This is a genomic window from Leptotrichia sp. SK-5 (assembly GCF_055387215.1).
Window position 1 is genome coordinate 229424 of record NZ_AP028931.1, and the last position, 21735, is coordinate 251158.

The window sequence follows — 21735 nt, forward strand, 5'->3', positions numbered from 1 at the left end:
GCAGGAAAAACAAATGGCAAATAATAAATACAGCTGGGAAAACGAAAGTGACAAAATCTTAAAAAGATTAGTTTCACAGGATGATGAAGAATTTTTGAGTAAAAAACGGGCAAAAGAATTATTTGACGATGGAATATTAAAAAATATTCAAGTGGGAACCTTTGAAGGCTTGAAGGAAATACATAGATATTTGTTTCAGGAATGTTATGGAACTGCAGGAAAAATACGGGAACATGATATTCGGAAAGGCGATACTGTGTTTTGTCGTGCGATGTATCTTGAAGATAATTTAAAGACAGTTTCTAAAATGCCTGAAAATACTTTTGAAGAAATAATTGAAAAATATGTTGAGATGAATATAATGCATCCATTTTATGAGGGAAATGGGAGAGCTACTAGGATTTGGCTGGATCAGATGTTGATAAAAAGGCTTGGAATGTGTGTAAATTGGCAAAATATCAGTAGAAATGATTATTTATCGGCGATGAAAAGAAGTGTAGTTAATGATTTGGAATTGAAGTTTCTTTTGAAGGAGAATTTGACAGTCGATATTGAGAATGGAGATGTATTTATGAATGGGATTAATCAGTCTTATGAATATGAAAATATGAGGAAATATGATGTGTTAAACATATAAAGTAAATATTTAGAATTGGGCTAGTTTACAGGAGAAGTTTCAAAAGAGTAAGGAGCGTGGGGATGGAAATAGTAATAGCAATAATAATTGGGATAGCTATAGTTTTTATAATGATGAATTTTAGAAATCGTAAAAAAATGGATGAATATGATAATTTTTCTAGAGAAAGAGAAAATAAAAATAAGAAAAACGATCAGGAAACGGATAATGTGGATAGATTTGGACATAGAGTTGTTTCAATAGATGATATTGTTGAAATTGATTATTCAAACAATTATCATGAAAATGATGAAGCAAGAAATGAAGAATATCAGAAAATTATTTTCTATGCATACGAAGATATGTTTTTTGGAGATTTTAAAAGGGCAAAGGAAAAATTGGAAAGAGCATCGGGCTTGAGCATAAAAGGGAATTATGAACTGGGGAAATTTTATTACTATTGTAAAAAAGATAGACAGAATGCAGTTAGTATGTTTAGTTTTGCATATAATGATGGAGTGAAAGAAGCGGCTTATTATCTGGGGATGATTGAGGAGATAGAGGGGAATACTCAGCTTGCGTTGGATTGGTATAATGAGGGAATGAAAAAAGGGGATATTAATTCAACAATCAGACTAGGTAAAATTGCTGAAGAAAATAAAGATTATGAAAAAGCAGAAGAACTTTATTTAAAGACAATTGATACAAAAGATGCTAGGATAGTATATAATCTCGTTAATTTGTACTTTAAACAGAACAGGAAAGAAAAAGTTGTTGAATGGCAGAAAAAATTGCTGAACGAAAAACAAATTACAGGATTAACTTTTGAAATAATTAAAAATATTGAGTTTATGCTTGGAAATGAAAAAGACAAAAAATATGCGGAACTGATTAATCAAGGAAATGAATTTGTGAAAAAAAGAGATTATAAAAATGCTCGAAAATTATTTGTTGAATCGACAAATTATAATGAAAGAGGGTATTTAGCACTTGCAAAATCGTATTATCTAGAAGGAAATGGAGAAAAGACTAAGGAAACATTTGAAAAGGCGTATGAACTGGGAGTAAAAGAGGCAGCTTACGAAATTGGAAAATATCTAGATACAGTCGAAAAAAACGAAAAAGAAGCTGAAAAATGGTATAAAATTGGAAAAGAAATGGGAGATGCCAGAGCGATTTATGCTCTTGGAATGCTTTATGAATGTAATATTAACTTTGTTAAACAAGATAGAGAAGAAGTAAACAAATTATATGAAGCTTCAGCTGATATAAAATATGCATTTGGAATGGAAGAAATGATGTATAATAATAGAGAGAAAGATGAAGAAAAATCAAAAGAATGGGCATTTAAAATATTAAATGAATCAGGTTTGATTGAACTTGAAGAAATTATAATAAAAAATGTACAAGATTTGTTGGAAGAATTAGGAGAAAATCTTGACAATAAAATTTTAACAAAAGATTACAAAATTGAATATGATGAAGATTTGATATATTTTATACAAAAAAAGCTAGGAAATCCTAACTTTTCATCAAATTATTTTTCTTATTAAAAACTTTCTCCCCCAAAAACCCAGCAAACAATCCAATAAGCAATCCAGCCAAAACATCACTTGGAAAATGTACAGTTAAGTATAGTCTTGAAAAAGCAATAATAATACTTGCTATCAACACAGCTGGAAAATATTTTTTTAAATGTTTGTAAAAAACATATACCATTGTAAAAGATGCTGAGGTATGTCCCGAAGGAAATGAAAAATCCTTTGGGGCTTTGATTAAAAGGATAATGTCAGATATTTCTGTAAAGGGTCTTGCTCTATGTGTGAGGTTTTTCAAAATTACATTTACAATAATTGCATTTATAATCAATGAAATTATCGCTAAATATCCGATTTTTCGATATTTTTTGATAGAAAGCAAGAATAATGTCACTGTAATCCAGATTAATCCGTGATTTCCTAAGTTGGTAAAAAATATCAATATGCTGCTTAGTAACTTAGAATTTAAGCTGTGCTGAAAATTGTAAAATTGCTTAATAATAAAAATATCAATATTTTGTATAAAGTTTAACATTTTTTCTCCTAAATAATTTATTTTTAGGGATATTATATATGAAAAAATTTAAAAAATAAAGAGAAAAATAAAATAAATAAAACAGTCAAGCAAAGAATTCTGAATAAAACCTTGTTTGACTGTATTTTTTTGTTTATTTAATTATTTTATTTTGCAATGTGTAAATGTCCAGCGTGATGAGATTTTCCATGCAAATGATGTTTATAGTTAAATAACAATGCTGTACAGATAATTGTAACTACACTTGCGATTAATATTCCGTAAAATTCAATAGTGTGAACAGGAACGTTCTTGAAAAATCTTACAAATCCTTCTGGAGCGATTATAATGTAAGTTGTAACAACCATTGTCATAAACATTGAAGGAATTAATGCGAATAAGAATGGTTTTTCTTTCTTAACAAGCCATACTGTTGCAGTCCATAATGAAACTGCCGCCAAAGTTTGATTTGCCCATGCGAAGTATCTCCAGATAATGTTAAAATCAATAGTTGTTAAGTAAATACCAACAATAAATAAAGGTATTGCAATTAAAAATCTATTTTTTATTGGAGCCTGCTTAATTTTGAAAATATCAGCAATAATTAATCTTGAACCTCTGAAGGCAGTATCTCCTGACGTAATTGGGCAGGCAACAACACCAAGCACAGCCAGAAATGCTCCAAATACACCAAGTAATTGAACGGATGCCTTATTTACAACAACTGCAGGAGTTCCAGCAGCAGCAAGTTCTTTAATTCCACCAAATACTGTCATTGCAGCGGCAGCCCAAACTAATGCAACAACACCTTCTGCAATCATGGCACCATAAAATACTTTTCTTCCTTCAGTTTCGTTTTTTATACAACGTGCAACCATTGGAGATTGAGTAGCATGGAAACCACTTACTGCACCACAGGCAATTGAAATAAATAAGTAAGGAAACATTGAAGTTCCTTTAGGATGTGGATTTCCTTTAAAAATTTCAGTAATTTCAGGAATTGCAAAAGCTCCTGTAAATTGTCCATAAATTAACATTCCTCCAATTCCAATCGCCATAAATAGTAACGCAAAACCAAAAATTGGATAAATTTTGGCAATAATTTTATCAAGCGGAAGAATTGTAGCCAAGATATAATAAGCAATGATAACGATTGTAAAAGTCATGGCACTCACGCCTGGAATCAGATTATGAAGGATATCAGCAGGTGATTTTATAAACACTACTCCAACTAAAAGAAGCAAAACAATTGAGAAAACTCTCATAATCTGCTGCATAACAACACCTAAATTTTGTCCCACAAGTTCACCAATACTGCTTCCTTTATCCCTAAGCGAAAGCATACCAATCAAAAAATCATGAACAGCTCCTCCAAAAATACATCCAAAGACAATCCATAAAAATGCGGCTGGACCCCATAAAGCCCCTGCAATAGCTCCAAAGATTGGACCTGTTCCTGCAATATTCAGAAATTGAATCAAAAACGCTTTTGGAGTGCTAACTTCCACATAGTCTACACCATCGTAATATTCGATTGAAGGTGGCACTCTATCAGGTTCTATTCCAAAAACTTTTTCTACAAACTTGCTGTAAAATGCGTAGCCTAAAATAAGTGCGACAATCGATAAAATAAAAGAAATCATAATAAAAACCTCCTATAATTTTAAATATTTATTTATTTACTATATAAAAATTTTTAAAATCATTCTACTAATAATATAATAGCTTGATTTTTAGAAAAAACAAGTGTAATTTTGAAAATATTTAACATAAATTTAAAAAAAGTTGTTGTTAATTTTCTAATTATGTGCTAAACTGAAATGATGACAGTATGTTGAAATTAAAATTAAAAAGGAGAATTTTAGAGATACTGGTGTTAAATAAAAAATTTCAGGAGGAAAAATGATAAAAGGAATAAAAAAAATGTTATATGTGACGACAGCAGGTTTAATGATGGTGGCTCCATTAAATGCGGCCGGGAATAATAATGAGCTAATTTGTATTGATCCAGGACATCAGGTTAGAGGAAATTCAGCTTTGGAAGAAATTGCGCCAGGCTCATCTACAAGAAAGCCAAAAGTTTCATCGGGAACAAGAGGAGTGGCAACTAAAAAATACGAATATCAGCTTACGCTGGAAGTTGGGTTAAAATTAAGAGATGCTTTAAAAAATAAAGGGTATAAAGTGTTTATGGTGCGTGAAACAAACGATGTAGATATTAGTAATAAAGAACGTGCAATCAAGACAAACAACGCAGGATGTTCATTATACATAAGACTTCATGCTGATGGAATTAATAATTCCTCAACACAGGGAGCTTCAGTTTTGACTTCTTCACCAAAAAATCCATATACAAAAAGTGTCCAAAAATCCAGCGACAAATTTTCACGTGACATATTATCAGAATACGTAAAAGCGACAGGAGCCAAAAATCGTGGAGTATCCTATCGTGACGACTTAACAGGAACAAACTGGTCCAAAGTTACAAATACGCTGATTGAATTTGGATTTATGTCAAATCCAGAAGAAGACAGAAAAATGTCAACACCAGAATATCAGGAAAAAATGGTAATGGGAATGGTAAATGGTATTGAAAAATATTTAAGAGAAAAATAATTTAAAATTTTAAATAAAGTGCTTTGAAGAAATTTGAATAGGTGCTTTATTTTTTTTAATTGAAAAGGATAAATTTATATTGTATAATAGAACAAAAATAAAAAATTAAAGGAGGGACTTCAGATGTTAATTGAGGAAATATTGAAAGGGGAAAGCGAAAAGATTGAATTTAAGGAAAATGCTAAAACTAATACCTATATAAAAACAGTTGTAGCATTCGCAAATGGAAATGGTGGAAAAATAGTTTTTGGAGTAAAAGATAATAAAGAAATTGTTGGAGTTGAAAATGAGTTTGAAGTTATGGATGGAATAATTAATGCGATATCAGATAGCTGTTATCCAATGATTGTGCCAGATATAAGTTTGCATACGCTGGAAAATAAGACAGTTGTTCTTGTGGAAATTGAAGGAGGTAAGAAAAAACCCTATTATTTGAAGTCAAAAGGCATGCAGAAAGGAACTTATATTAGAAGTGGCGCTACAACTAGAATTATCGAAGAAGATTATGTTTTGAAGGAATTAGTTTTAGAAGGGGAAAATAAATATTTTGATCAGCAAGTTTGCCATGGAGAAAGTGTTAGCGATGAAGAAATTGAAAAGTTTTGTGAATGGCTGGAGAAATTGGCAAGGAAAAATTCTCAAAATGATACAGAAATAAGAAAAATTACTAGAAATACTTTGTTAAGCTGGAAAGTTCTGGAAGAAAAAAATGGCAGAATTTTTCCGACAAATGCCTATATTTTATTATCTGGCAAGGAAAATTGGGAAGTTTTGCGAAAGATACAATGTGGTGTGTTTAAAGGAGAAACTAGAAGCATATTTGTTGATAAGAAGGAATTTGAAGGCTCAATTATTATGCAACTGGAAAAAGCATACCAATATGTGCTTGAAAAAATAAATTTGGCTTCAGATATTGTTGGAATTTACAGAGTTGATAAATATGAAATCCCGCCTAAATCAATAAGAGAGGTAATTGCAAATGCTGTAATTCATCGAAGCTATCTTGAGCCAAACGATATTCAAGTTGCACTTTATGATAACAGGTTAGAAATTACTTCACCAGGAATGCTGCTTTCAGGGGTAAATGTAAAAAGAATGAAAGAGGGGTATTCCAAACTTCGTAACCGTGCAATCGCCTCAGTTTTTGCTTATGTAAATATTATTGAGAAATGGGGAAGCGGTATTCCTAGAATTATGAATGAAATAAGGGAATATGGATTGCAAGAGCCTGAATTTATCATTTTTGAAAATGATTTTAGAGTTAATATTTACAGAAAAAACTATAATACTACCCAAAGTACCCAAGGTAGTACCCAAAATAGAATCAACACTACCCAAGATATTTCCAAAAAAGAAAAATTAGATGTAAAAAATCTTACAGAAACAGATAAAACTATAATAAACACAATAATAAATAATCCTGAAATGTCTCAAAAACAGATAGCTGATAATCTAAACTGGACAGTAAATAAAGTAAAATATTACATGAAAAAATTTAAGCAAAAGAATATTTTAAAGTATGAAGGAACAAGCCAGAATGGAAAATGGGAAATTCAGGAAGAAAATTTAAAATATTTTTTAAAATAAAAACTTCTTTGAAAAATTATTGAATAAAAAATCTTTTATAGCCCTTGACAAAAGGGCTTTTATAGTATAAAATAGTTAGGTTAGAACTCATAACTAAATTTTAAAAAAATATATTATTTATAAAATAATATGTTTTGAAGTGAATTTTAGAGTAAATCGACATACTTAAAATAAGTATGCAGTTATGTTTGATAAAGTAAATTTGCAAGAAAAGCAAAAATAATTAAAACTTTGTCAAATGCAGCTTTATCAAATGTAGATTGAAGAAATGAGCTTTATAAAAAGTTTTAGTTTTGAAATATAACGCGAGAATAAATATATAAATCAAAGAAATTTGAGAGGAGGAAAACAGATGCCTACTATTAATCAATTAGTAAGATTTGGTAGAAGTACAACTGAGAAAAAGAAAAAATCACCTGCATTGAAAGGTAATCCACAAAAAAGAGGGGTTTGTGTAAGAGTATATACAACTACACCTAAAAAACCTAACTCAGCCTTAAGAAAGGTAGCAAGGGTTAAATTAGTAAATGGAATCGAAGTTACTGCTTATATTCCAGGAATCGGACACAACTTGCAAGAACATAGTATCGTTCTTTTAAGAGGGGGAAGAACAAAAGATTTGCCGGGGGTTAGATATAAAATAATCAGAGGAGCATTGGATACAGCAGGAGTTGTAAACAGAAAACAAGGTAGATCAAGATACGGAGCTAAAAAAGGGTAATTAATTTTTAAAAAAGTAAGGAGGACAATTAAGTGTCAAGAAGAAGAAGAGCGGAAAGAAGAGATGTATTACCAGATTCTCAATTTAACGATAAAGTAGTAACTAAATTCATTAACGGATTAATGAAAGATGGAAAAAAATCATTAGCTGAGCATATTTTTTATTCAGCATTGAAACAAATAACTGAAGAAACTCAAGAAGAAGGAATTGAAGTATTCAGAAGAGCAATGGAAAATGTAAGACCTCAATTAGAAGTAAGATCTAGAAGAATTGGAGGGGCAACTTACCAAGTACCAGTTGAAGTAAGAAAAGAAAGACAACAAACTCTAGCAATCAGATGGTTAGTTAGATATACGAGAGAAAGAAAAGAATACGGAATGGTAAACAAATTGAAAAAAGAATTAATTGCAGCTGCTAACAATGAAGGTGGATCAATTAAGAAAAAAGAAGATACATATAAAATGGCTGAAGCAAATAGAGCGTTCGCACATTACAAATGGTAATTTTATTTGTTTAAAAAAGATTATTAAGCATTCAAAAATGTTTGTATTTTTACAAAATTCATTTTTTCAGAATTGGATTTATAAAAATATCATTTCAAATTTTAAATATACTTCATAGATAAAGAAGTAGCTTACAAAAACAAGGAGGAAAAATTAAATGGCAAGAAAAGTTGCTTTAAAAGATACTAGAAACATTGGTATCATGGCACATATAGACGCCGGAAAAACAACTACGACTGAAAGAATTTTATTTTATACAGGAGTAAACCATAAAATCGGAGAAGTTCACGAAGGAGCTGCTACGATGGACTATATGGAACAAGAACAAGAAAGAGGAATCACAATTACATCAGCTGCGACAACAGCATTCTGGAATGGACATAGAATTAATATAATAGATACACCAGGCCACGTTGACTTTACAGTTGAGGTAGAAAGATCACTAAGAGTATTAGATGGGGCGGTTGCAGTATTCTCAGCAGTTGACGGAGTGCAACCTCAATCAGAAACAGTTTGGAGACAAGCTGACAAATATAACGTACCAAGAATGGCTTTCTTTAACAAAATGGATAGAGTCGGAGCAGACTTTAACATGTGTGTAAACGACATCAAAGAAAAATTAGGTGGAAATGGTGTACCAATCCAATTGCCAATTGGTGCAGAAGATAATTTTGAAGGAATTATCGACTTAGTAACAATGAAAGAATATTTGTTTAAAGATGAAACTATGGGAGCAGATTATGAAGTTGTTGATATTAGGGCAGAGTTGTTAGATGATGCTCAAGCAGCAAGAGAACACATGATTGAATCTGTAGTTGAAACTGATGATGAATTGATGGAAAAATACTTTGGAGGAGAAGAAATCTCTGAAGAAGAAATCAAAAAAGCATTAAGAGCTGCAACAATCGAAGGAACTGTTGTACCTGTATTGTGTGGAACAGCGTTTAAAAATAAAGGGATTCAACCATTACTTGATGCAGTAGTTGCCTACATGCCATCACCACTAGATATTAACGGTGGAAAAATTAATGGAACTGACCCTAAAACTGAAGAGCCTATTCAAAGAGAAATGGGAGATGATGCTCCATTCTCAGCATTGGCGTTTAAAATCATTACAGATCCATTTGTTGGAAGATTATCGTTCTTTAGAGTTTATTCAGGAGTACTAGAAAAAGGATCTTATGTATTAAACTCAACTAAAGGTAAAAAAGAAAGAATGGGAAGATTACTTCAAATGCACGCTAATAAGAGAGAAGAACTTGATGTAGTTTACTCTGGAGATATAGCTGCGGCAGTTGGACTAAAAGATACTACAACAGGAGATACATTGAGTGCTGAAAATGCTCCGATTATCTTAGAAAAAATGGAATTCCCTGATACAGTTATCCAAATTGCAGTTGAACCAAAAACTAAAGCCGATCAGGAAAAAATGGGAACAGCTCTTGCAAAACTTGCAGAAGAAGATCCTACATTTAAAGTGTCAACTAACCAGGAAACTGGACAAACATTGATTTCAGGAATGGGAGAATTGCACTTGGAAATCATCGTAGATAGAATGAAACGTGAATTCAAAGTGGAAGCAAATGTTGGTAAACCGCAAGTTGCTTATAGAGAAACAATCAATGGGGCAACAGATGTTGAAGAAAAATATGCAAAACAATCTGGAGGACGTGGACAATACGGACATGTTAAGATGAAAGTTGAAGCTAATCACGGAAAAGGTTACGAATTTGTTAATGAAATTACTGGAGGAGCTATTCCAAGAGAATATATCCCAGCAGTAGATAAAGGAATTCAAGAAGCTTTAGAAGCAGGGGTTGTTGCAGGATACCCTGTTCAAGATATAAAAGTTACATTGTATGATGGATCTTACCATGAAGTCGATTCATCAGAAATGGCATTTAAAATAGCAGGTTCAATGGCAGTTAAAAAAGGACTTAGAGCCGCTAATCCAGTATTATTGGAACCAATCTTTAAAGTAGAAGTTACTACTCCAGAAGAATACATGGGAGACGTAATTGGAGATTTGAACTCAAGACGTGGACAAGTTTCAGGGATGACTGACAGAAATAATGCAAAAATTATTAACGCAGAAGTACCTTTATCACAAATGTTTGGATACGCAACTGACTTGAGATCGAAAACACAAGGAAGAGCATCTTACTCAATGGAATTTGAAAAATATGTAGAAGTTCCAAAAAATATTGCTCAACAAGTAATTGATGAAAGACAAGGAAAATAATAAAAATTTAAAAGAAATTTAGAAAAATAATTAGAGAACTTAAAAAAACTAAAAATAACGGAGGAATTATAACAATGGCAAAAGCTAAATTCGAGAGAAGCAAACCACACGTAAACGTAGGAACAATAGGTCACGTTGACCACGGGAAAACAACAACAACAGCAGCAATTTCAAAAGTATTGGCTGAAAAAGGGCTAGCTGAAAAAGTTGACTTTGAAAACATTGACCAAGCGCCTGAAGAAAGAGAAAGAGGGATTACAATCAACACAGCTCACATTGAGTATGAAACAGAAAAAAGACACTATGCCCACGTTGACTGTCCAGGGCATGCGGACTACGTAAAAAATATGATTACAGGAGCGGCTCAAATGGATGGTGCTATCTTAGTAGTATCAGCAGCTGACGGTCCTATGCCTCAAACAAGAGAGCATATCCTACTTGCAAGACAGGTTGGAGTACCTTACATCGTAGTTTACTTGAACAAAGTTGACATGGTAGATGACGAAGAATTATTAGAACTAGTAGAAATGGAAGTAAGAGAATTACTTGCAGAATACGGATTCCCTGGAGACGATGTACCAGTAATCAAAGGATCTTCATTAGGAGCATTAAATGGAGAAGCTCAATGGGTAGACAGAATCATGGAATTAATGGATGCGGTTGATGACTACATTCCAACACCAGAAAGACCAGTAGACCAAGCATTCCTAATGCCAATTGAAGATGTGTTCACAATCACAGGAAGAGGAACAGTTGTAACAGGAAGAGTAGAAAGAGGAGTAATCAAAGTTGGTGAAGAAGTAGAAATCGTAGGAATCAAGCCAACAACAAAAACTACTGTAACAGGAGTAGAAATGTTCAGAAAATTATTAGATTCAGGACAAGCTGGAGATAATATAGGAGCATTATTAAGAGGAACTAAGAAAGAAGAAGTGGAAAGAGGACAAGTACTTGCTAAACCAGGAACAATCAATCCACATACAGGATTCAAGTCAGAAGTATACGTATTGACAAAAGATGAAGGAGGAAGACATACACCATTCTTCACAGGATACAAACCACAATTTTACTTCAGAACGACAGACATTACAGGAGAAGTAAACTTACCAGAAGGAGTAGAAATGGTAATGCCTGGAGACAACATTGAAATGACAGTGGAATTGATTCACCCAATCGCAATGGAAGAAGGATTAAGATTTGCGATAAGAGAAGGTGGAAGAACAGTAGCTTCAGGAGTAGTAGCAACTATTACTAAATAGTTTTCTTTAAAGGACTTTCTTTAAGAAATAAAATAAAAATAAATATTGCAGATAATGAAAATATTTGTTATAATATTTAGAAATGTAATAGAAAATAGTTCGCAAATGCTGAATAAAAAGAGAAATTAGGTTTTATAATCTAATTTCTCTAATTGCTAAAACAAAGAGAAAAAATAAAACAGGAGGAAATACTTTGGATAAAATAAGAATATATTTACAATCTTATGATCACAAACTGTTGGATCAATCTGCTAAAAAAATTGCAGAAGTAGCTAAGAAAAATGGTTCAGAATTAGCAGGACCACTTCCATTACCTACAAAAACTAAAAAATATACAGTTTTAAGATCAGTTCACGTAAATAAAGATTCAAGAGAACAATTTGAAATGAGAATTCACAGAAGATTTGTAGAAATCAAAAATTCAAATCAACAAATCGTAAATGCATTAGCATCATTAAACTTACCATCAGGTGTGGGAGTTGAAATTAAGCAATCATAAGGCTTAGTACAAGTTGGCTATTTCACAGAAAATTGTCAACCAATATATTAAGGAGGAAAAATAAAAAATGATATTAGGTAAAAAAATCGGAATGACTCAAATTTTCGAAGACGAAAAATTAATTCCAGTTACAGTAATTGAAGCAGGGACTAACTTCATTACACAAATTAAAACTGAAGAAAAAGAAGGATATAACGCTATCACATTAGCTTATGGAGATAAAAAAGAAAAAAACACTACTAAACCATTATTAGGTGTATTTAAAAAAGCAGGAGTTACTCCAAAAAGATTTCTTAAAGAATTTAAAGTAGCTAATCCAGCTGACTTTACATTGGGACAAGAAATTAAAGTAGATGTATTAGAAGGTATCGAATTCGTTGATATTTCTGGGACTTCAAAAGGTAAAGGAACTGCAGGAGTTATGAAAAGACATAACTTTGGTGGAAACAGAGCTTCACACGGGGTTTCAAGAAACCACAGACTTGGAGGTTCTAACGCAGGAGGAGCCGCATCAAACAGTAATGTGCCAAAAGGTAAAAAAATGGCTGGAAGATTGGGAGCTGAAAAAGTAACAGTTCAAAACTTACAAGTTATCAAATACGATGTAGAAAACAGTCTTTTATTAGTAAAAGGTGCTGTTCCAGGACCAAAAAACGGTTACTTAGTTATCAAAAAATCGGTAAAGAAATATTAATAGGAAAGAGAGGAGGATAACATGCCAGTTTTAAATATATATAAATTAGACGGTTCACAAGCAGGAACTATTGAAGTAAATAACGACATATTTGGAATCGAACCAAATAAACACGTAATGCACGAAGTTTTAGTAGCAGAATTAGCTGAAGCTAGACAAGGATCTGCCTCAACAAAAACAAGAGCAGAAGTAAGAGGTGGAGGAAGAAAACCTTTTAGACAAAAAGGAACAGGAAGAGCTAGACAAGGATCTACAAGAGCACCACACATGGTAGGTGGAGGAGTAGTTCACGGACCAAAACCAAGAAACTATGCTAAAAAAGTAAATAAAAAAGTTAGAAAATTAGCTTTAAAATCAGCTTTAGCAACAAAAATTAGTGAAGGAAATGTAATCGTATTAGATGACTTCACATTGGAAACACCAAAAACAAAAACATTCATTGATTTTGCAAAAGCATTAAACTTTGATGGTGTAAAACAATTATATATAACAAATGATGATACTGATACTATTGATAGAGATTATTTCTTATATTTATCAACTAGAAATATTGAAAAAGTTGCAGCAATTAATACAAGAGATTTAAGCATCTACTGGTTAATCAAACAAGACAAAGTAATCTTAACTAAAGAAGCTCTTGCAACTATCGAGGAGGTGCTAGCATAATGCATATTACTGATATTATCAAAAAACCTGTAATTAATACAGAAAAAGCAAGAAATTTATTGGAAAACAATGAATATGTTTTCATAGTAGATAGAAGAGCAAACAAACTTCAAATTAAAGATGCAGTTGAAAAACTGTTCAATGTAAAAGTTCAAGGTGTAAATACTTTAAACATTAAACCAAAAAACAAAAGATTTAGAATGTCAATGTATAAAACAGCTGCTATCAAAAAAGCAATTGTTAAGTTGAAAGACGGAGAATCTATAGCAGCTTACGAAGGATAAGACAAATTATAAAATCATAACATCTATTTCTCGGGGATTTCCCCGAAAAATAATTTTTAGAAAAAGTAAAAATAACTATATTTTTTTGTGGAAATTATTTATTAAAAATGCTATAATAGATAAGTTATGTAAAATTATAGAAATTATTTGAAATTTTTCGAATAATTATACAAATAAAAAGAGAAATAGGAAGAGAGGGAACATAAGTTATGCCAATAAAAAAATTAAAACCGATGACTAGTGGGACACGGCATATGTCGATATTAGTTAATAAGGACTTAGATAAAGTAAGACCTGAGAAATCTTTAGTTGAACCATTAAATTCGTCTTATGGAATTGACAACTATGGACACAGAACAGGTAGAAACAGACATAAAGGACACAAAAGATTATATAGAGTAATCGACTGGAAAAGAAATAAAATTGGAGTGCCTGCAAAAGTTGCAACTCTTGAGTATGATCCAAATAGAACGGCAAACATCGCATTGCTGCACTATGTTGATGGAGAAAAAAGATATATCTTAGCTCCAAATGGACTTAAAAAAGGTGACATCGTATTAGCAGGAGAAGGTGCAGATATCAAACCTGGAAATGCGTTAAAATTAAAAGACCTGCCAGTAGGGACAGTTATTCACAATGTTGAATTAATGCCTGGTAAAGGTGGACAGTTAGCAAGATCGGCAGGAACAGCTGCAAGACTTGTTGCAAAAGAAGGAACTTACTGCCACGTGGAATTACCATCTGGAGAATTAAGACTTATTCATAAAGAATGTATGGCTACAATCGGATCAGTAGGAAATTCTGAACATTCATTAGTATCATTAGGAAAAGCTGGAAGAAATAGACACTTAGGAAGAAAACCTCATGTTAGAGGATCTGTAATGAACCCTGTGGATCACCCACACGGAGGAGGAGAAGGAAGATCTCCAATTGGTAGAAAATCACCAGTTACACCTTGGGGTAAACCTACACTTGGTAAGAAAACTAGAGGTAAAAAACTTAGTGATAAATTCATCGTTAGAGGAAGAAAAAAATAGTAGTTTAAAAATAAAGTCAATGTCAATACTGACAATACGATTTTTAGATGAAAAACGCAGAAATGGACTGTGCCAGTCAAGCAGACAGATAACACATCTAAATAACAGTTTGGCTGAATGTAAAAATATTGCTTGATACATTGAATTAAGTATTTAGAAAATAAATAATTAAAAGATGTATTGAGTAACATTTCTCGATTTAAAAAATGAAATAAGGAGGAAAGAATGGCTCGTTCATTAAAAAAAGGACCTTTTGTTGATGCATATTTATTAGAAAAAATAGAAGCATTGGGAGGTAAAAAACAAGTTATTAAAACATGGTCTAGAAGATCAACTATATTCCCTCAATTTATTGGACATACTTTTGCTGTATATAACGGTAAAAAACATATACCTGTATATGTAACTGAGGAAATGGTTGGACATAAATTAGGTGAATTTGCACCAACTAGAACTTTCTATGGACATGGAAAAGACGCTAAAAAAGGTAAAAAATAATTAAAATAACCGATATACATACATTGATGAAAGGAGAGGACTTTGAATGGCAGTAGTAGCTAAATTGAAATACCAAAGATTAAGCCCTCAAAAAGCAAGATTAGTTGCTGATATTGTAAGAGGGAAAAATGCATTGCAAGCATTGAACATTTTAAAATTTACAAATAAAAAAGCAGCATTATACATAGAAAAAACATTAAGATCAGCAATTGCAAACGCTGAACATAATAACAACATGGATCCTGATAAATTATTTATTTCAAAAATATTAATTGATAAAGGACCTGTACTAAAAAGAATCAGCCCAAGAGCAATGGGAAGAGCTGATGTTATTAGAAAACCAACAGCTCATATCACAGTAGAAGTTGATGAAAGAGAAGATTAATTTAGACAAATAAGGAGGTAAGTCTGTGGGACAAAAAGTAGATCCTAGGGGGATAAGATTAGGAATCACAAGAACTTGGGATTCAAAATGGTTCGCTGAGGGAAAAGAATACGTAAACAACTTTCACGAAGATTTAAAAATAAAAGAATATGTTAAGAAAAACTATTACCACGCAGGGATTTCTTCTATTCAAATAGAAAGAACATCACCTACAGAAGTAGCAGTTATTATTGAAACTGGAAAAGCTGGAATCTTAATCGGAAGAAAAGGTCAAGAAATAGAAGCTTTAAAAGTAAAATTGGAAAAATTAACTGGTAAAAGAGTACAAATTAAAGTACAAGAAATCAAGAATCCTAATAAAGATGCTCAATTAGTAGCAGAAAGTATTGCAACTGCAATTGAAAAAAGGGTTGCTTATAAAAGAGCAGTTCAACAAGCTATTCAAAGAGCAGAAAAAGCTGGGATTAAAGGAATTAAAGTTATGGTATCGGGAAGATTGAATGGTGCCGAAATTGCAAGAAGTGAATGGACACTTTCAGGAAGAGTACCACTACATACTTTAAGAGCAGATGTTGATTATGCAACAGCTACTGCACACACTACATACGGTGCTTTAGGATTAAAAGTATGGATATTTAATGGTGAAGTTCTTTCTACTACAAAGGAAGGAGAAAACGAATAATATGTTAATACCTAAAAGAACGAAATATAGAAAACAGTTCAGAGGAAAAATGGGTGGCGTAGCAACTAAAGGAAATAAAGTTGATTTTGGTGAATTTGGGCTTGCCGCTAGAGAATTTGGTTGGATTACTTCAAGACAAATAGAAGCTTGTAGGGTAACAATCAACAGAACGTTTAAAAGAGAAGGTAAAATTTGGATTAGAATATTCCCTGATAAACCTTATACAAAAAGACCTGAAGGAACAAGAATGGGTAAAGGTAAAGGTAATGCAGAAGGTTGGGTAGCAGTAGTTAAAAAGAATAAAATAATGTTTGAAGTTGGTGGAGTATCAGAAGAGAAAGCCAAAGAAGCATTAAGAAAAGCTGGACATAAACTACCTATAAAAGTTAAATTTGTAAGAAAAGAAGAAGTAGGTGGTGATAAGTAATGACAATTAACGAAATTAGAGAATTATCATTGGAAGAATTGGAAGTTAAAGTAAATGAATTGAAACAAGAATTGTTTAATTTAAAATTTCAAAAAACTCTTGGACAATTACAAAACACTGCTAAAATACGAGATGTTAAAAGAACAATAGCAAGACTAAAAACTGTTGTAACTGAAAAAACTGGTAAATAGGAGGATCAAGAGTGGAAAATAAAAGAAACGAAAGAAAAGTAAGAGAAGGAATAGTTGTTTCTAATAAAATGGATAAAACTGTAGTTGTTCTTGAAGAAACAATGAAATTACATAAACTTTATAAAAAGAGAGTAAAAACTTCTAAAAAATATAAAGCACATGATGAAAATAACGATTGTGGAATCGGAGATAAAGTGCAAATTATGGAAACTAGACCATTAAGTAAAGACAAAAGATGGAGAGTTGTTACAATCTTAGAAAGAGCTAAATAATTTAATCTTATTAAAAAAATTGCTTGATGTTTTATTTTCAATATTAAAACAGAAGAAAATAGTGTGAGTTAACATTTGAGAGGAGGAAATTTTAAATGGTTCAACAACAAACGATACTTAATGTTGCTGATAACACTGGAGCTAAAAAAATCATGGTTATTAGAGTATTAGGTGGATCAAGAAGAAGATTCGGTAAAATAGGAGACATCGTAGTAGCAAGTGTAAAAGAAGCTATACCAAATGGAAACGTTAAAAAAGGTGATGTAGTAAAAGCTGTAATCGTTAGAACTAGAAAAGAATTAAAAAGAGCAGATGGTTCATATATAAAATTTGATGATAATGCGGCAGTTATATTGAATACTGCATTAGAAGTAAGAGGGACAAGAATTTTTGGACCTGTAGCAAGAGAATTAAGAGCGAAAAACTTTATGAAAATAGTTTCTCTAGCACCAGAAGTATTATAGGAAGGAGAGTTAAACGTGGCTAAACCAAATTTAAAATCAGTACCTAAAAGATTACATGTTAAAACTGGAGATACAGTTATTGTAATTAGCGGTAGATCAAAAGATTTGTTACGTAATGAAAATAGTAAACAAACTGGAGATAAAGGAAAAATTGGAAAGGTATTAAAAGTATTCCCTAAGACTGGAAAAATAATTGTTGAGGGTGTAAATATCAAGAAAAGACATATTAAACCTAATGCAATGAACCCACAAGGCGAAGTTGTAGAAAGAGAAATGCCAATCTTCTCATCTAAAGTAATGCTTTGGGATGAAGGAGCAGGAAAACCTACAAGAGTAAGAAAAGAAATAAGAGATGGAAAAAAAGTAAGAATATCAGTTGTATCTGGTAACGAAATATAATATTTTAGAGAGGAGGATGTAATAAATGGCTGAAAAATATATTCCAAGATTACAAAAATTATACAAAGATGAAATAGTTTCATCATTATTGAAAGAATTAAATTTATCTAATGTTATGCAAGTGCCAAAACTTGATAAAATAGTAGTGAATATGGGGATTGGAGAAGCAGTAAGCAATCCTAAATTAATAGATACGGCTATTGCTGAATTAGCACAAATTACAGGACAACAGCCTGTAGCAAGAGCTGCTAGAAAATCAGAAGCTGGATTTAAATTAAGAGAAGGACAAAAAATCGGAGCAAAAGTTACATTAAGAAAAGAAAAAATGTATGAATTCCTAGACAGATTAATCAGTATCACATTACCAAGGGTAAGAGATTTTGAAGGTGTGTCACCTAAAGGATTTGATGGAAGAGGAAACTATACATTAGGATTAAGAGAACAAATCGTATTCCCTGAAATTGAAATTGATAAAGTGGATAAAATCTTTGGATTAGGAATCACGATTGTATCTACAGCACAAAATGATGAGCAGGGAAGAGCTTTATTAAAAGCATTCGGAATGCCGTTTGCAAAATAGTATTATTTTGAAGGAGGTGTAATTTAATCAATGGCTAAAAAAGCAATGGTTGAAAGAAACTTAAAAAGAGAAAAAACAGTTGATAAATATGCGGCTAAAAGAGCTGAATTAAAAGCAAGAGCTAAAAAAGGTGATAGAGAAGCAATTTTAGAATTATCTAAATTACCAAGAAATGCTTCGCCTACAAGAGTTAGAAATAGATGTCAAATTAACGGAAGACCAAGAGGATATATGAGAGAATTTGGTATTTCAAGAGTTATGTTCAGACAATTAGCAGGAGAGGGAGTTATCCCTGGAGTAAAAAAATCAAGTTGGTAATTTTGAGAGGAGGAAGAATTAATGTATTTAACAGATCCTATTGCTGATATGCTTACTAGAATCAGAAACGGAAACATGGCTAAACATGCACAAGTTGCAATACCATTTTCAAGAATTAAAGAAAGTATAGCAAATATATTAAAAAATGAAGGATATATAAACGGTTACGAAATTAAAGAAGAAGGAGCTATAAAAAATATAGTTGTTTCTTTAAAAACTGTAGATGGAGAAGCTGTAATTAAAGGATTAAAAAGAATATCAAAACCTGGAAGAAGAGTTTACACATCTGTAGAAAGTTTACCTAAAGTGTTAGGTGGATTAGGAATTGCCATTGTCTCAACACCACAAGGTGTTATTACAGACAAGGAATGCAGAAAGCATAACGTTGGTGGAGAAGTTCTTTGCTACGTGTGGTAATTTACGCATTTTATAAATTAGGAGGATAAACAATGTCAAGAATAGGTAAAAAACCTATAACTATACCTGCAGGCGTTGAAATCAAGCAGGAAGGAAATACTTTTACTGTAAAAGGGCCAAAAGGGCAATTAGTAAGAGAATTAAGCAGTGAAATTAAAGTAAATATTGATGGTAATGAAATTACATTTGAAAGACCAAATGATTTACCAAATATAAGAGCTCTTCATGGAACTACAAGAGCAAACTTAAACAATATGATTGTTGGAGTAAGTGAAGGATTTACTAGAGGATTAGAATTAGTCGGAGTAGGATATAGAGTACAAGCTAGTGGAAAAGGATTAACATTATCTTTAGGATATTCACATCCAGTTGAAGTTGAAGCAGTAGAAGGAATTACTTTCAAAGTTGAAGGAAATACTAAAATTTCTGTTGAAGGAATTGACAAACAATTAGTTGGACAAGTTGCTGCAAACATCAGAGCTAAACGTCCACCTGAACCATATAAAGGAAAAGGTGTTAAATACGCTGATGAAGTAATTAGAAGAAAAGAAGGTAAGAAAGGATAGGAGGTAGATTTTAATGGTAAAAAAACTTGATAGAAATAAATTAAGACAAAAAAAACATAGAAGTATTAGAAAAAAAATCGTTGGAACTGCTGAAAGACCTAGACTTGCTGTGTATAGAAGTTTACAAAATATCTTCGTTCAAGTAATTGATGATACAACAGGAAATACTTTAGTTTCTGCATCAACTATTGAAAAAGGTGCAAAAATTGAAAAAGGTTCAAATATCGAAGCAGCTAAACAAATAGGAGAAAGAATTGCTAAAAAAGCATTAGATAAAGGGATTACTGCTGTTGTATTCGACAGAGGAGGATACGTTTACACAGGAAGAGTTAAAGCTGTGGCAGATGCTGCGAGAGAAGCAGGATTAAAATTCTAAAGATAAGGAGGATTTATTTTGGCTAGAGATAGAGATAACAGAGAAAGAGAAAGTGAATATAAAGAAAGACTTTTAAGAATAAGCAGAGTTTCTAAAACTGTTAAAGGAGGAAGAAGAATTTCGTTCTCAGTATTAGCAGCTGTTGGAGATGAAAAAGGAAAAGTAGGTATCGGTTTAGGAAAAGCTAACGGTGTACCTGATGCAATCAGAAAAGCCATCGCAAATGCTAAGAAAAACTTAGTAAATGTTTCATTAAAAGGTGGAACATTACCACATGAGCAAATTGGTAAATATAATGCAACTTCTGTATTATTGAAACCAGCTTCAAAAGGGACAGGAGTTATCGCTGGTTCAGCAACTAGGGAATTATTAGAGCTAGCAGGTGTAAAAGATGTACTTACAAAAATTAGAGGTTCAAAAACTAAAGATAATGTTGCGAGAGCAACTTTAGAAGGATTAAAACAATTGCGTTCTCTTGAAGATGTAGCAAGACTTAGAGGAAAATCAGTTGAAGAAATTTTAGGATAATAAGGTTAGGAGGTAAAATTAATGTCTAAAGTAAAAGTAACGCTTGTAAAAGGAATTAATGGAAGAAAACCTAATCATGTTGCGACTGTAAAATCACTTGGATTAAGAAAAATCAGTCAAAGCGCAGTTCATAACAAAACTGCTGATATAGAAGGAAAAATTAAATTAGTTTCTTATTTACTTAAAGTAGAGGAGGTTTAGAATAGATGAATCTTAATGAATTAAGACCTGCTGCTGGATCGAAAAGAGAAAGAAGAAGAGTAGGGAGAGGACACGGAACTGGTTGGGGAAAAACTGCTGGTAAAGGTCACAATGGACAAAAACAAAGATCAGGTTCATATGTATCACCTATATTTGAGGGTGGACAAATGCCTATTATTAGAAGAATTCCTAAAAGAGGATTTTCTAATGCACCATTTAAAAAAGATATAATAGTAATTACATTGGCTGACATTGTTGAAAGATTTAATGATGGAGATGTAGTTAGTTTACAAACATTAGTTGAAAATGGAATAGTTAAAAACCCTAAATTTATAACAAAATATTCGGATGAAGCTTTAAGAAATACAAAAGGTAGAAGAGCTGTAAGAGAATATTTAAATGTAAATATTGAATCATATGTAAAAGAAAAAGATTTTACAAGCTTGTTAAAAATCATAGGGAATGCAGAAGTTAATAAAAAACTAACTGTAAAAGCACACAAAGTTTCTAAAACAGCTAAAGAATTAATTGAAAAAGCTGGAGGAAATGTAGAATTATTAGAAGTAAAATCATATTCAGCTAAAGCAGGAAATAATAAAAAAGAAGATGGGAATAAGTAAGATTTAATATCTTGCTTTTTCTTCATACACTAAAG

At 31.9% G+C, this 21735-nt stretch carries 31 protein-coding genes; 29 read left to right on the forward strand and 2 right to left on the reverse strand.

The window, feature by feature from the left end:
* The first annotated feature begins 13 nt into the window (after positions 1-13).
* Positions 14-637: a protein adenylyltransferase Fic gene (fic, locus tag ACZ5B9_RS01120; protein ID WP_464423026.1), complete on the forward strand. Its 624-nt coding sequence runs from the start codon at positions 14-16 to the stop codon at positions 635-637.
* Between the two features lie 62 nt (positions 638-699).
* Complete coding sequence (locus ACZ5B9_RS01125) at positions 700-2169, forward strand: tetratricopeptide repeat protein (RefSeq protein ID WP_464423027.1); 1470 nt, start codon at positions 700-702, stop codon at positions 2167-2169.
* On the opposite strand, the gene ACZ5B9_RS01130 is transcribed toward ACZ5B9_RS01125, so the two are convergent.
* Together ACZ5B9_RS01130 and ACZ5B9_RS01135 are read right to left on the reverse strand one after the other, a co-directional pair.
* Positions 2138-2689 (reverse strand): phosphatase PAP2 family protein, encoded by a 552-nt coding sequence (locus ACZ5B9_RS01130; RefSeq protein WP_464423028.1) that lies wholly within the window; start codon positions 2687-2689, stop codon positions 2138-2140. The two genes, ACZ5B9_RS01125 and ACZ5B9_RS01130, sit on opposite strands and share 32 nt — an antisense overlap.
* Positions 2690-2835: 146 nt before the next feature.
* Entirely contained in the window at positions 2836-4311 is a 1476-nt protein-coding gene (locus ACZ5B9_RS01135; RefSeq protein WP_464423029.1) for a carbon starvation CstA family protein, read from the reverse strand.
* 259 nt (positions 4312-4570) lie between these two features.
* Between ACZ5B9_RS01135 and ACZ5B9_RS01140 the strand changes: the two genes are divergently transcribed.
* The 27 genes from ACZ5B9_RS01140 to rplO all read left to right on the forward strand — a co-directional run bounded on the left by ACZ5B9_RS01140 (position 4571) and on the right by rplO (position 21700).
* Positions 4571-5284: an N-acetylmuramoyl-L-alanine amidase family protein gene (locus ACZ5B9_RS01140; RefSeq protein ID WP_464423030.1), complete on the forward strand. Its 714-nt coding sequence runs from the start codon at positions 4571-4573 to the stop codon at positions 5282-5284.
* A gap of 123 nt (positions 5285-5407) precedes the next feature.
* The gene (locus ACZ5B9_RS01145) at positions 5408-6871 is read left to right on the forward strand and encodes an ATP-binding protein (protein ID WP_464423031.1); all 1464 of its coding nucleotides are present in this window, start codon (positions 5408-5410) and stop codon (positions 6869-6871) included.
* 352 nt (positions 6872-7223) lie between these two features.
* Complete coding sequence (rpsL, locus tag ACZ5B9_RS01150) at positions 7224-7592, forward strand: 30S ribosomal protein S12 (protein WP_006806098.1); 369 nt, start codon at positions 7224-7226, stop codon at positions 7590-7592.
* Between the two features lie 32 nt (positions 7593-7624).
* Positions 7625-8095 (forward strand): 30S ribosomal protein S7, encoded by a 471-nt coding sequence (gene rpsG, locus ACZ5B9_RS01155; RefSeq protein WP_314293480.1) that lies wholly within the window; start codon positions 7625-7627, stop codon positions 8093-8095.
* 157 nt (positions 8096-8252) lie between these two features.
* Entirely contained in the window at positions 8253-10337 is a 2085-nt protein-coding gene (fusA, locus tag ACZ5B9_RS01160) for an elongation factor G (protein WP_314293482.1), read from the forward strand.
* Between the two features lie 74 nt (positions 10338-10411).
* Positions 10412-11596, forward strand: a complete 1185-nt coding sequence (tuf, locus tag ACZ5B9_RS01165) for an elongation factor Tu (RefSeq protein WP_464423032.1) — start codon at positions 10412-10414, stop codon at positions 11594-11596.
* Positions 11597-11789: 193 nt separating this feature from the next.
* The gene (gene rpsJ / locus ACZ5B9_RS01170; protein WP_012806349.1) at positions 11790-12095 is read left to right on the forward strand and encodes a 30S ribosomal protein S10; all 306 of its coding nucleotides are present in this window, start codon (positions 11790-11792) and stop codon (positions 12093-12095) included.
* A 67-nt stretch (positions 12096-12162) separates the two neighbouring features.
* Positions 12163-12789, forward strand: coding sequence for a 50S ribosomal protein L3 (gene rplC, locus ACZ5B9_RS01175; protein WP_018451257.1), 627 nt, complete (start codon positions 12163-12165; stop codon positions 12787-12789).
* Positions 12790-12810: 21 nt separating this feature from the next.
* Entirely contained in the window at positions 12811-13455 is a 645-nt protein-coding gene (gene rplD / locus ACZ5B9_RS01180) for a 50S ribosomal protein L4 (RefSeq protein WP_464423033.1), read from the forward strand.
* Positions 13455-13739 carry a 50S ribosomal protein L23 gene (gene rplW, locus ACZ5B9_RS01185; RefSeq protein ID WP_006806088.1) on the forward strand — a complete coding sequence of 95 codons (285 nt, stop codon included), beginning with the start codon at positions 13455-13457 and terminating at the stop codon, positions 13737-13739. The genes rplD and rplW overlap by 1 nt, the downstream gene beginning before the upstream one ends.
* A gap of 209 nt (positions 13740-13948) precedes the next feature.
* Complete coding sequence (gene rplB / locus ACZ5B9_RS01190) at positions 13949-14776, forward strand: 50S ribosomal protein L2 (RefSeq protein ID WP_021768816.1); 828 nt, start codon at positions 13949-13951, stop codon at positions 14774-14776.
* A 225-nt stretch (positions 14777-15001) separates the two neighbouring features.
* A complete protein-coding gene (rpsS, locus tag ACZ5B9_RS01195) occupies positions 15002-15274 on the forward strand; it encodes a 30S ribosomal protein S19 (RefSeq protein WP_006806086.1) in 273 nt (90 codons plus the stop codon).
* Positions 15275-15320: 46 nt separating this feature from the next.
* Positions 15321-15659 carry a 50S ribosomal protein L22 gene (rplV, locus tag ACZ5B9_RS01200; protein ID WP_006806085.1) on the forward strand — a complete coding sequence of 113 codons (339 nt, stop codon included), beginning with the start codon at positions 15321-15323 and terminating at the stop codon, positions 15657-15659.
* 25 nt (positions 15660-15684) lie between these two features.
* A complete protein-coding gene (gene rpsC / locus ACZ5B9_RS01205) occupies positions 15685-16341 on the forward strand; it encodes a 30S ribosomal protein S3 (RefSeq protein WP_006806084.1) in 657 nt (218 codons plus the stop codon).
* A gap of 1 nt (position 16342) precedes the next feature.
* Entirely contained in the window at positions 16343-16768 is a 426-nt protein-coding gene (rplP, locus tag ACZ5B9_RS01210; protein WP_018451265.1) for a 50S ribosomal protein L16, read from the forward strand.
* Positions 16768-16959 carry a 50S ribosomal protein L29 gene (rpmC, locus tag ACZ5B9_RS01215; RefSeq protein ID WP_006806082.1) on the forward strand — a complete coding sequence of 64 codons (192 nt, stop codon included), beginning with the start codon at positions 16768-16770 and terminating at the stop codon, positions 16957-16959. The genes rplP and rpmC overlap by 1 nt, the downstream gene beginning before the upstream one ends.
* A 68-nt stretch (positions 16960-17027) precedes the next feature.
* Positions 17028-17231 (forward strand): 30S ribosomal protein S17, encoded by a 204-nt coding sequence (rpsQ, locus tag ACZ5B9_RS01220; RefSeq protein ID WP_051311990.1) that lies wholly within the window; start codon positions 17028-17030, stop codon positions 17229-17231.
* A gap of 95 nt (positions 17232-17326) precedes the next feature.
* A complete protein-coding gene (rplN, locus tag ACZ5B9_RS01225) occupies positions 17327-17695 on the forward strand; it encodes a 50S ribosomal protein L14 (protein ID WP_021744156.1) in 369 nt (122 codons plus the stop codon).
* A gap of 15 nt (positions 17696-17710) precedes the next feature.
* On the forward strand, positions 17711-18094 hold the full coding sequence (gene rplX / locus ACZ5B9_RS01230) for a 50S ribosomal protein L24 (RefSeq protein ID WP_369713011.1): 384 nt from the start codon (positions 17711-17713) through the stop codon (positions 18092-18094).
* Positions 18095-18119: 25 nt separating this feature from the next.
* Positions 18120-18674: a 50S ribosomal protein L5 gene (rplE, locus tag ACZ5B9_RS01235; protein WP_006806078.1), complete on the forward strand. Its 555-nt coding sequence runs from the start codon at positions 18120-18122 to the stop codon at positions 18672-18674.
* A 30-nt stretch (positions 18675-18704) separates the two neighbouring features.
* Entirely contained in the window at positions 18705-18992 is a 288-nt protein-coding gene (gene rpsN / locus ACZ5B9_RS01240; RefSeq protein WP_006806077.1) for a 30S ribosomal protein S14, read from the forward strand.
* A 21-nt stretch (positions 18993-19013) separates the two neighbouring features.
* Entirely contained in the window at positions 19014-19409 is a 396-nt protein-coding gene (rpsH, locus tag ACZ5B9_RS01245; RefSeq protein ID WP_026748133.1) for a 30S ribosomal protein S8, read from the forward strand.
* Positions 19410-19441: 32 nt separating this feature from the next.
* A complete protein-coding gene (rplF, locus tag ACZ5B9_RS01250; RefSeq protein WP_464423034.1) occupies positions 19442-19975 on the forward strand; it encodes a 50S ribosomal protein L6 in 534 nt (177 codons plus the stop codon).
* A 13-nt stretch (positions 19976-19988) separates the two neighbouring features.
* Positions 19989-20351 carry a 50S ribosomal protein L18 gene (gene rplR, locus ACZ5B9_RS01255; protein WP_026745847.1) on the forward strand — a complete coding sequence of 121 codons (363 nt, stop codon included), beginning with the start codon at positions 19989-19991 and terminating at the stop codon, positions 20349-20351.
* A gap of 18 nt (positions 20352-20369) precedes the next feature.
* Entirely contained in the window at positions 20370-20879 is a 510-nt protein-coding gene (gene rpsE, locus ACZ5B9_RS01260; protein WP_021744161.1) for a 30S ribosomal protein S5, read from the forward strand.
* A gap of 21 nt (positions 20880-20900) precedes the next feature.
* The gene (gene rpmD, locus ACZ5B9_RS01265; protein WP_006806072.1) at positions 20901-21080 is read left to right on the forward strand and encodes a 50S ribosomal protein L30; all 180 of its coding nucleotides are present in this window, start codon (positions 20901-20903) and stop codon (positions 21078-21080) included.
* A 5-nt stretch (positions 21081-21085) separates the two neighbouring features.
* Complete coding sequence (gene rplO, locus ACZ5B9_RS01270) at positions 21086-21700, forward strand: 50S ribosomal protein L15 (RefSeq protein WP_021768820.1); 615 nt, start codon at positions 21086-21088, stop codon at positions 21698-21700.
* Positions 21701-21735: the final 35 nt, after the last annotated feature.

What these genes read in the sequence shown, in the direction of transcription:
- rpsL (WP_006806098.1), top strand. Translation starts at nt 7,224, where the DNA reads ATGCCTACTATTAATCAATTAGTAAGATTTGGTAGAAGTACAACTGAG.
- rplB (WP_021768816.1), top strand. Translation starts at nt 13,949, where the DNA reads ATGCCAATAAAAAAATTAAAACCGATGACTAGTGGGACACGGCATATG.
- ACZ5B9_RS01125 (WP_464423027.1), top strand. Translation starts at nt 700, where the DNA reads ATGGAAATAGTAATAGCAATAATAATTGGGATAGCTATAGTTTTTATA.
- rplR (WP_026745847.1), top strand. Translation starts at nt 19,989, where the DNA reads ATGGTAAAAAAACTTGATAGAAATAAATTAAGACAAAAAAAACATAGA.
- rpsH (WP_026748133.1), top strand. Translation starts at nt 19,014, where the DNA reads ATGTATTTAACAGATCCTATTGCTGATATGCTTACTAGAATCAGAAAC.
- rplE (WP_006806078.1), top strand. Translation starts at nt 18,120, where the DNA reads ATGGCTGAAAAATATATTCCAAGATTACAAAAATTATACAAAGATGAA.
- rplO (WP_021768820.1), top strand. Translation starts at nt 21,086, where the DNA reads ATGAATCTTAATGAATTAAGACCTGCTGCTGGATCGAAAAGAGAAAGA.
- rplN (WP_021744156.1), top strand. Translation starts at nt 17,327, where the DNA reads ATGGTTCAACAACAAACGATACTTAATGTTGCTGATAACACTGGAGCT.
- fic (WP_464423026.1), top strand. Translation starts at nt 14, where the DNA reads ATGGCAAATAATAAATACAGCTGGGAAAACGAAAGTGACAAAATCTTA.
- fusA (WP_314293482.1), top strand. Translation starts at nt 8,253, where the DNA reads ATGGCAAGAAAAGTTGCTTTAAAAGATACTAGAAACATTGGTATCATG.
- rplV (WP_006806085.1), top strand. Translation starts at nt 15,321, where the DNA reads ATGGCAGTAGTAGCTAAATTGAAATACCAAAGATTAAGCCCTCAAAAA.
- ACZ5B9_RS01145 (WP_464423031.1), top strand. Translation starts at nt 5,408, where the DNA reads ATGTTAATTGAGGAAATATTGAAAGGGGAAAGCGAAAAGATTGAATTT.
- rplC (WP_018451257.1), top strand. Translation starts at nt 12,163, where the DNA reads ATGATATTAGGTAAAAAAATCGGAATGACTCAAATTTTCGAAGACGAA.
- tuf (WP_464423032.1), top strand. Translation starts at nt 10,412, where the DNA reads ATGGCAAAAGCTAAATTCGAGAGAAGCAAACCACACGTAAACGTAGGA.
- ACZ5B9_RS01130 (WP_464423028.1), bottom strand. Translation starts at nt 2,689, where the DNA reads ATGTTAAACTTTATACAAAATATTGATATTTTTATTATTAAGCAATTT.
- rplD (WP_464423033.1), top strand. Translation starts at nt 12,811, where the DNA reads ATGCCAGTTTTAAATATATATAAATTAGACGGTTCACAAGCAGGAACT.
- rpmC (WP_006806082.1), top strand. Translation starts at nt 16,768, where the DNA reads ATGACAATTAACGAAATTAGAGAATTATCATTGGAAGAATTGGAAGTT.
- rplW (WP_006806088.1), top strand. Translation starts at nt 13,455, where the DNA reads ATGCATATTACTGATATTATCAAAAAACCTGTAATTAATACAGAAAAA.
- rpsN (WP_006806077.1), top strand. Translation starts at nt 18,705, where the DNA reads ATGGCTAAAAAAGCAATGGTTGAAAGAAACTTAAAAAGAGAAAAAACA.
- ACZ5B9_RS01140 (WP_464423030.1), top strand. Translation starts at nt 4,571, where the DNA reads ATGATAAAAGGAATAAAAAAAATGTTATATGTGACGACAGCAGGTTTA.
- rplP (WP_018451265.1), top strand. Translation starts at nt 16,343, where the DNA reads ATGTTAATACCTAAAAGAACGAAATATAGAAAACAGTTCAGAGGAAAA.
- rplF (WP_464423034.1), top strand. Translation starts at nt 19,442, where the DNA reads ATGTCAAGAATAGGTAAAAAACCTATAACTATACCTGCAGGCGTTGAA.
- rpsQ (WP_051311990.1), top strand. Translation starts at nt 17,028, where the DNA reads ATGGATAAAACTGTAGTTGTTCTTGAAGAAACAATGAAATTACATAAA.
- rpmD (WP_006806072.1), top strand. Translation starts at nt 20,901, where the DNA reads ATGTCTAAAGTAAAAGTAACGCTTGTAAAAGGAATTAATGGAAGAAAA.
- rpsS (WP_006806086.1), top strand. Translation starts at nt 15,002, where the DNA reads ATGGCTCGTTCATTAAAAAAAGGACCTTTTGTTGATGCATATTTATTA.
- ACZ5B9_RS01135 (WP_464423029.1), bottom strand. Translation starts at nt 4,311, where the DNA reads ATGATTTCTTTTATTTTATCGATTGTCGCACTTATTTTAGGCTACGCA.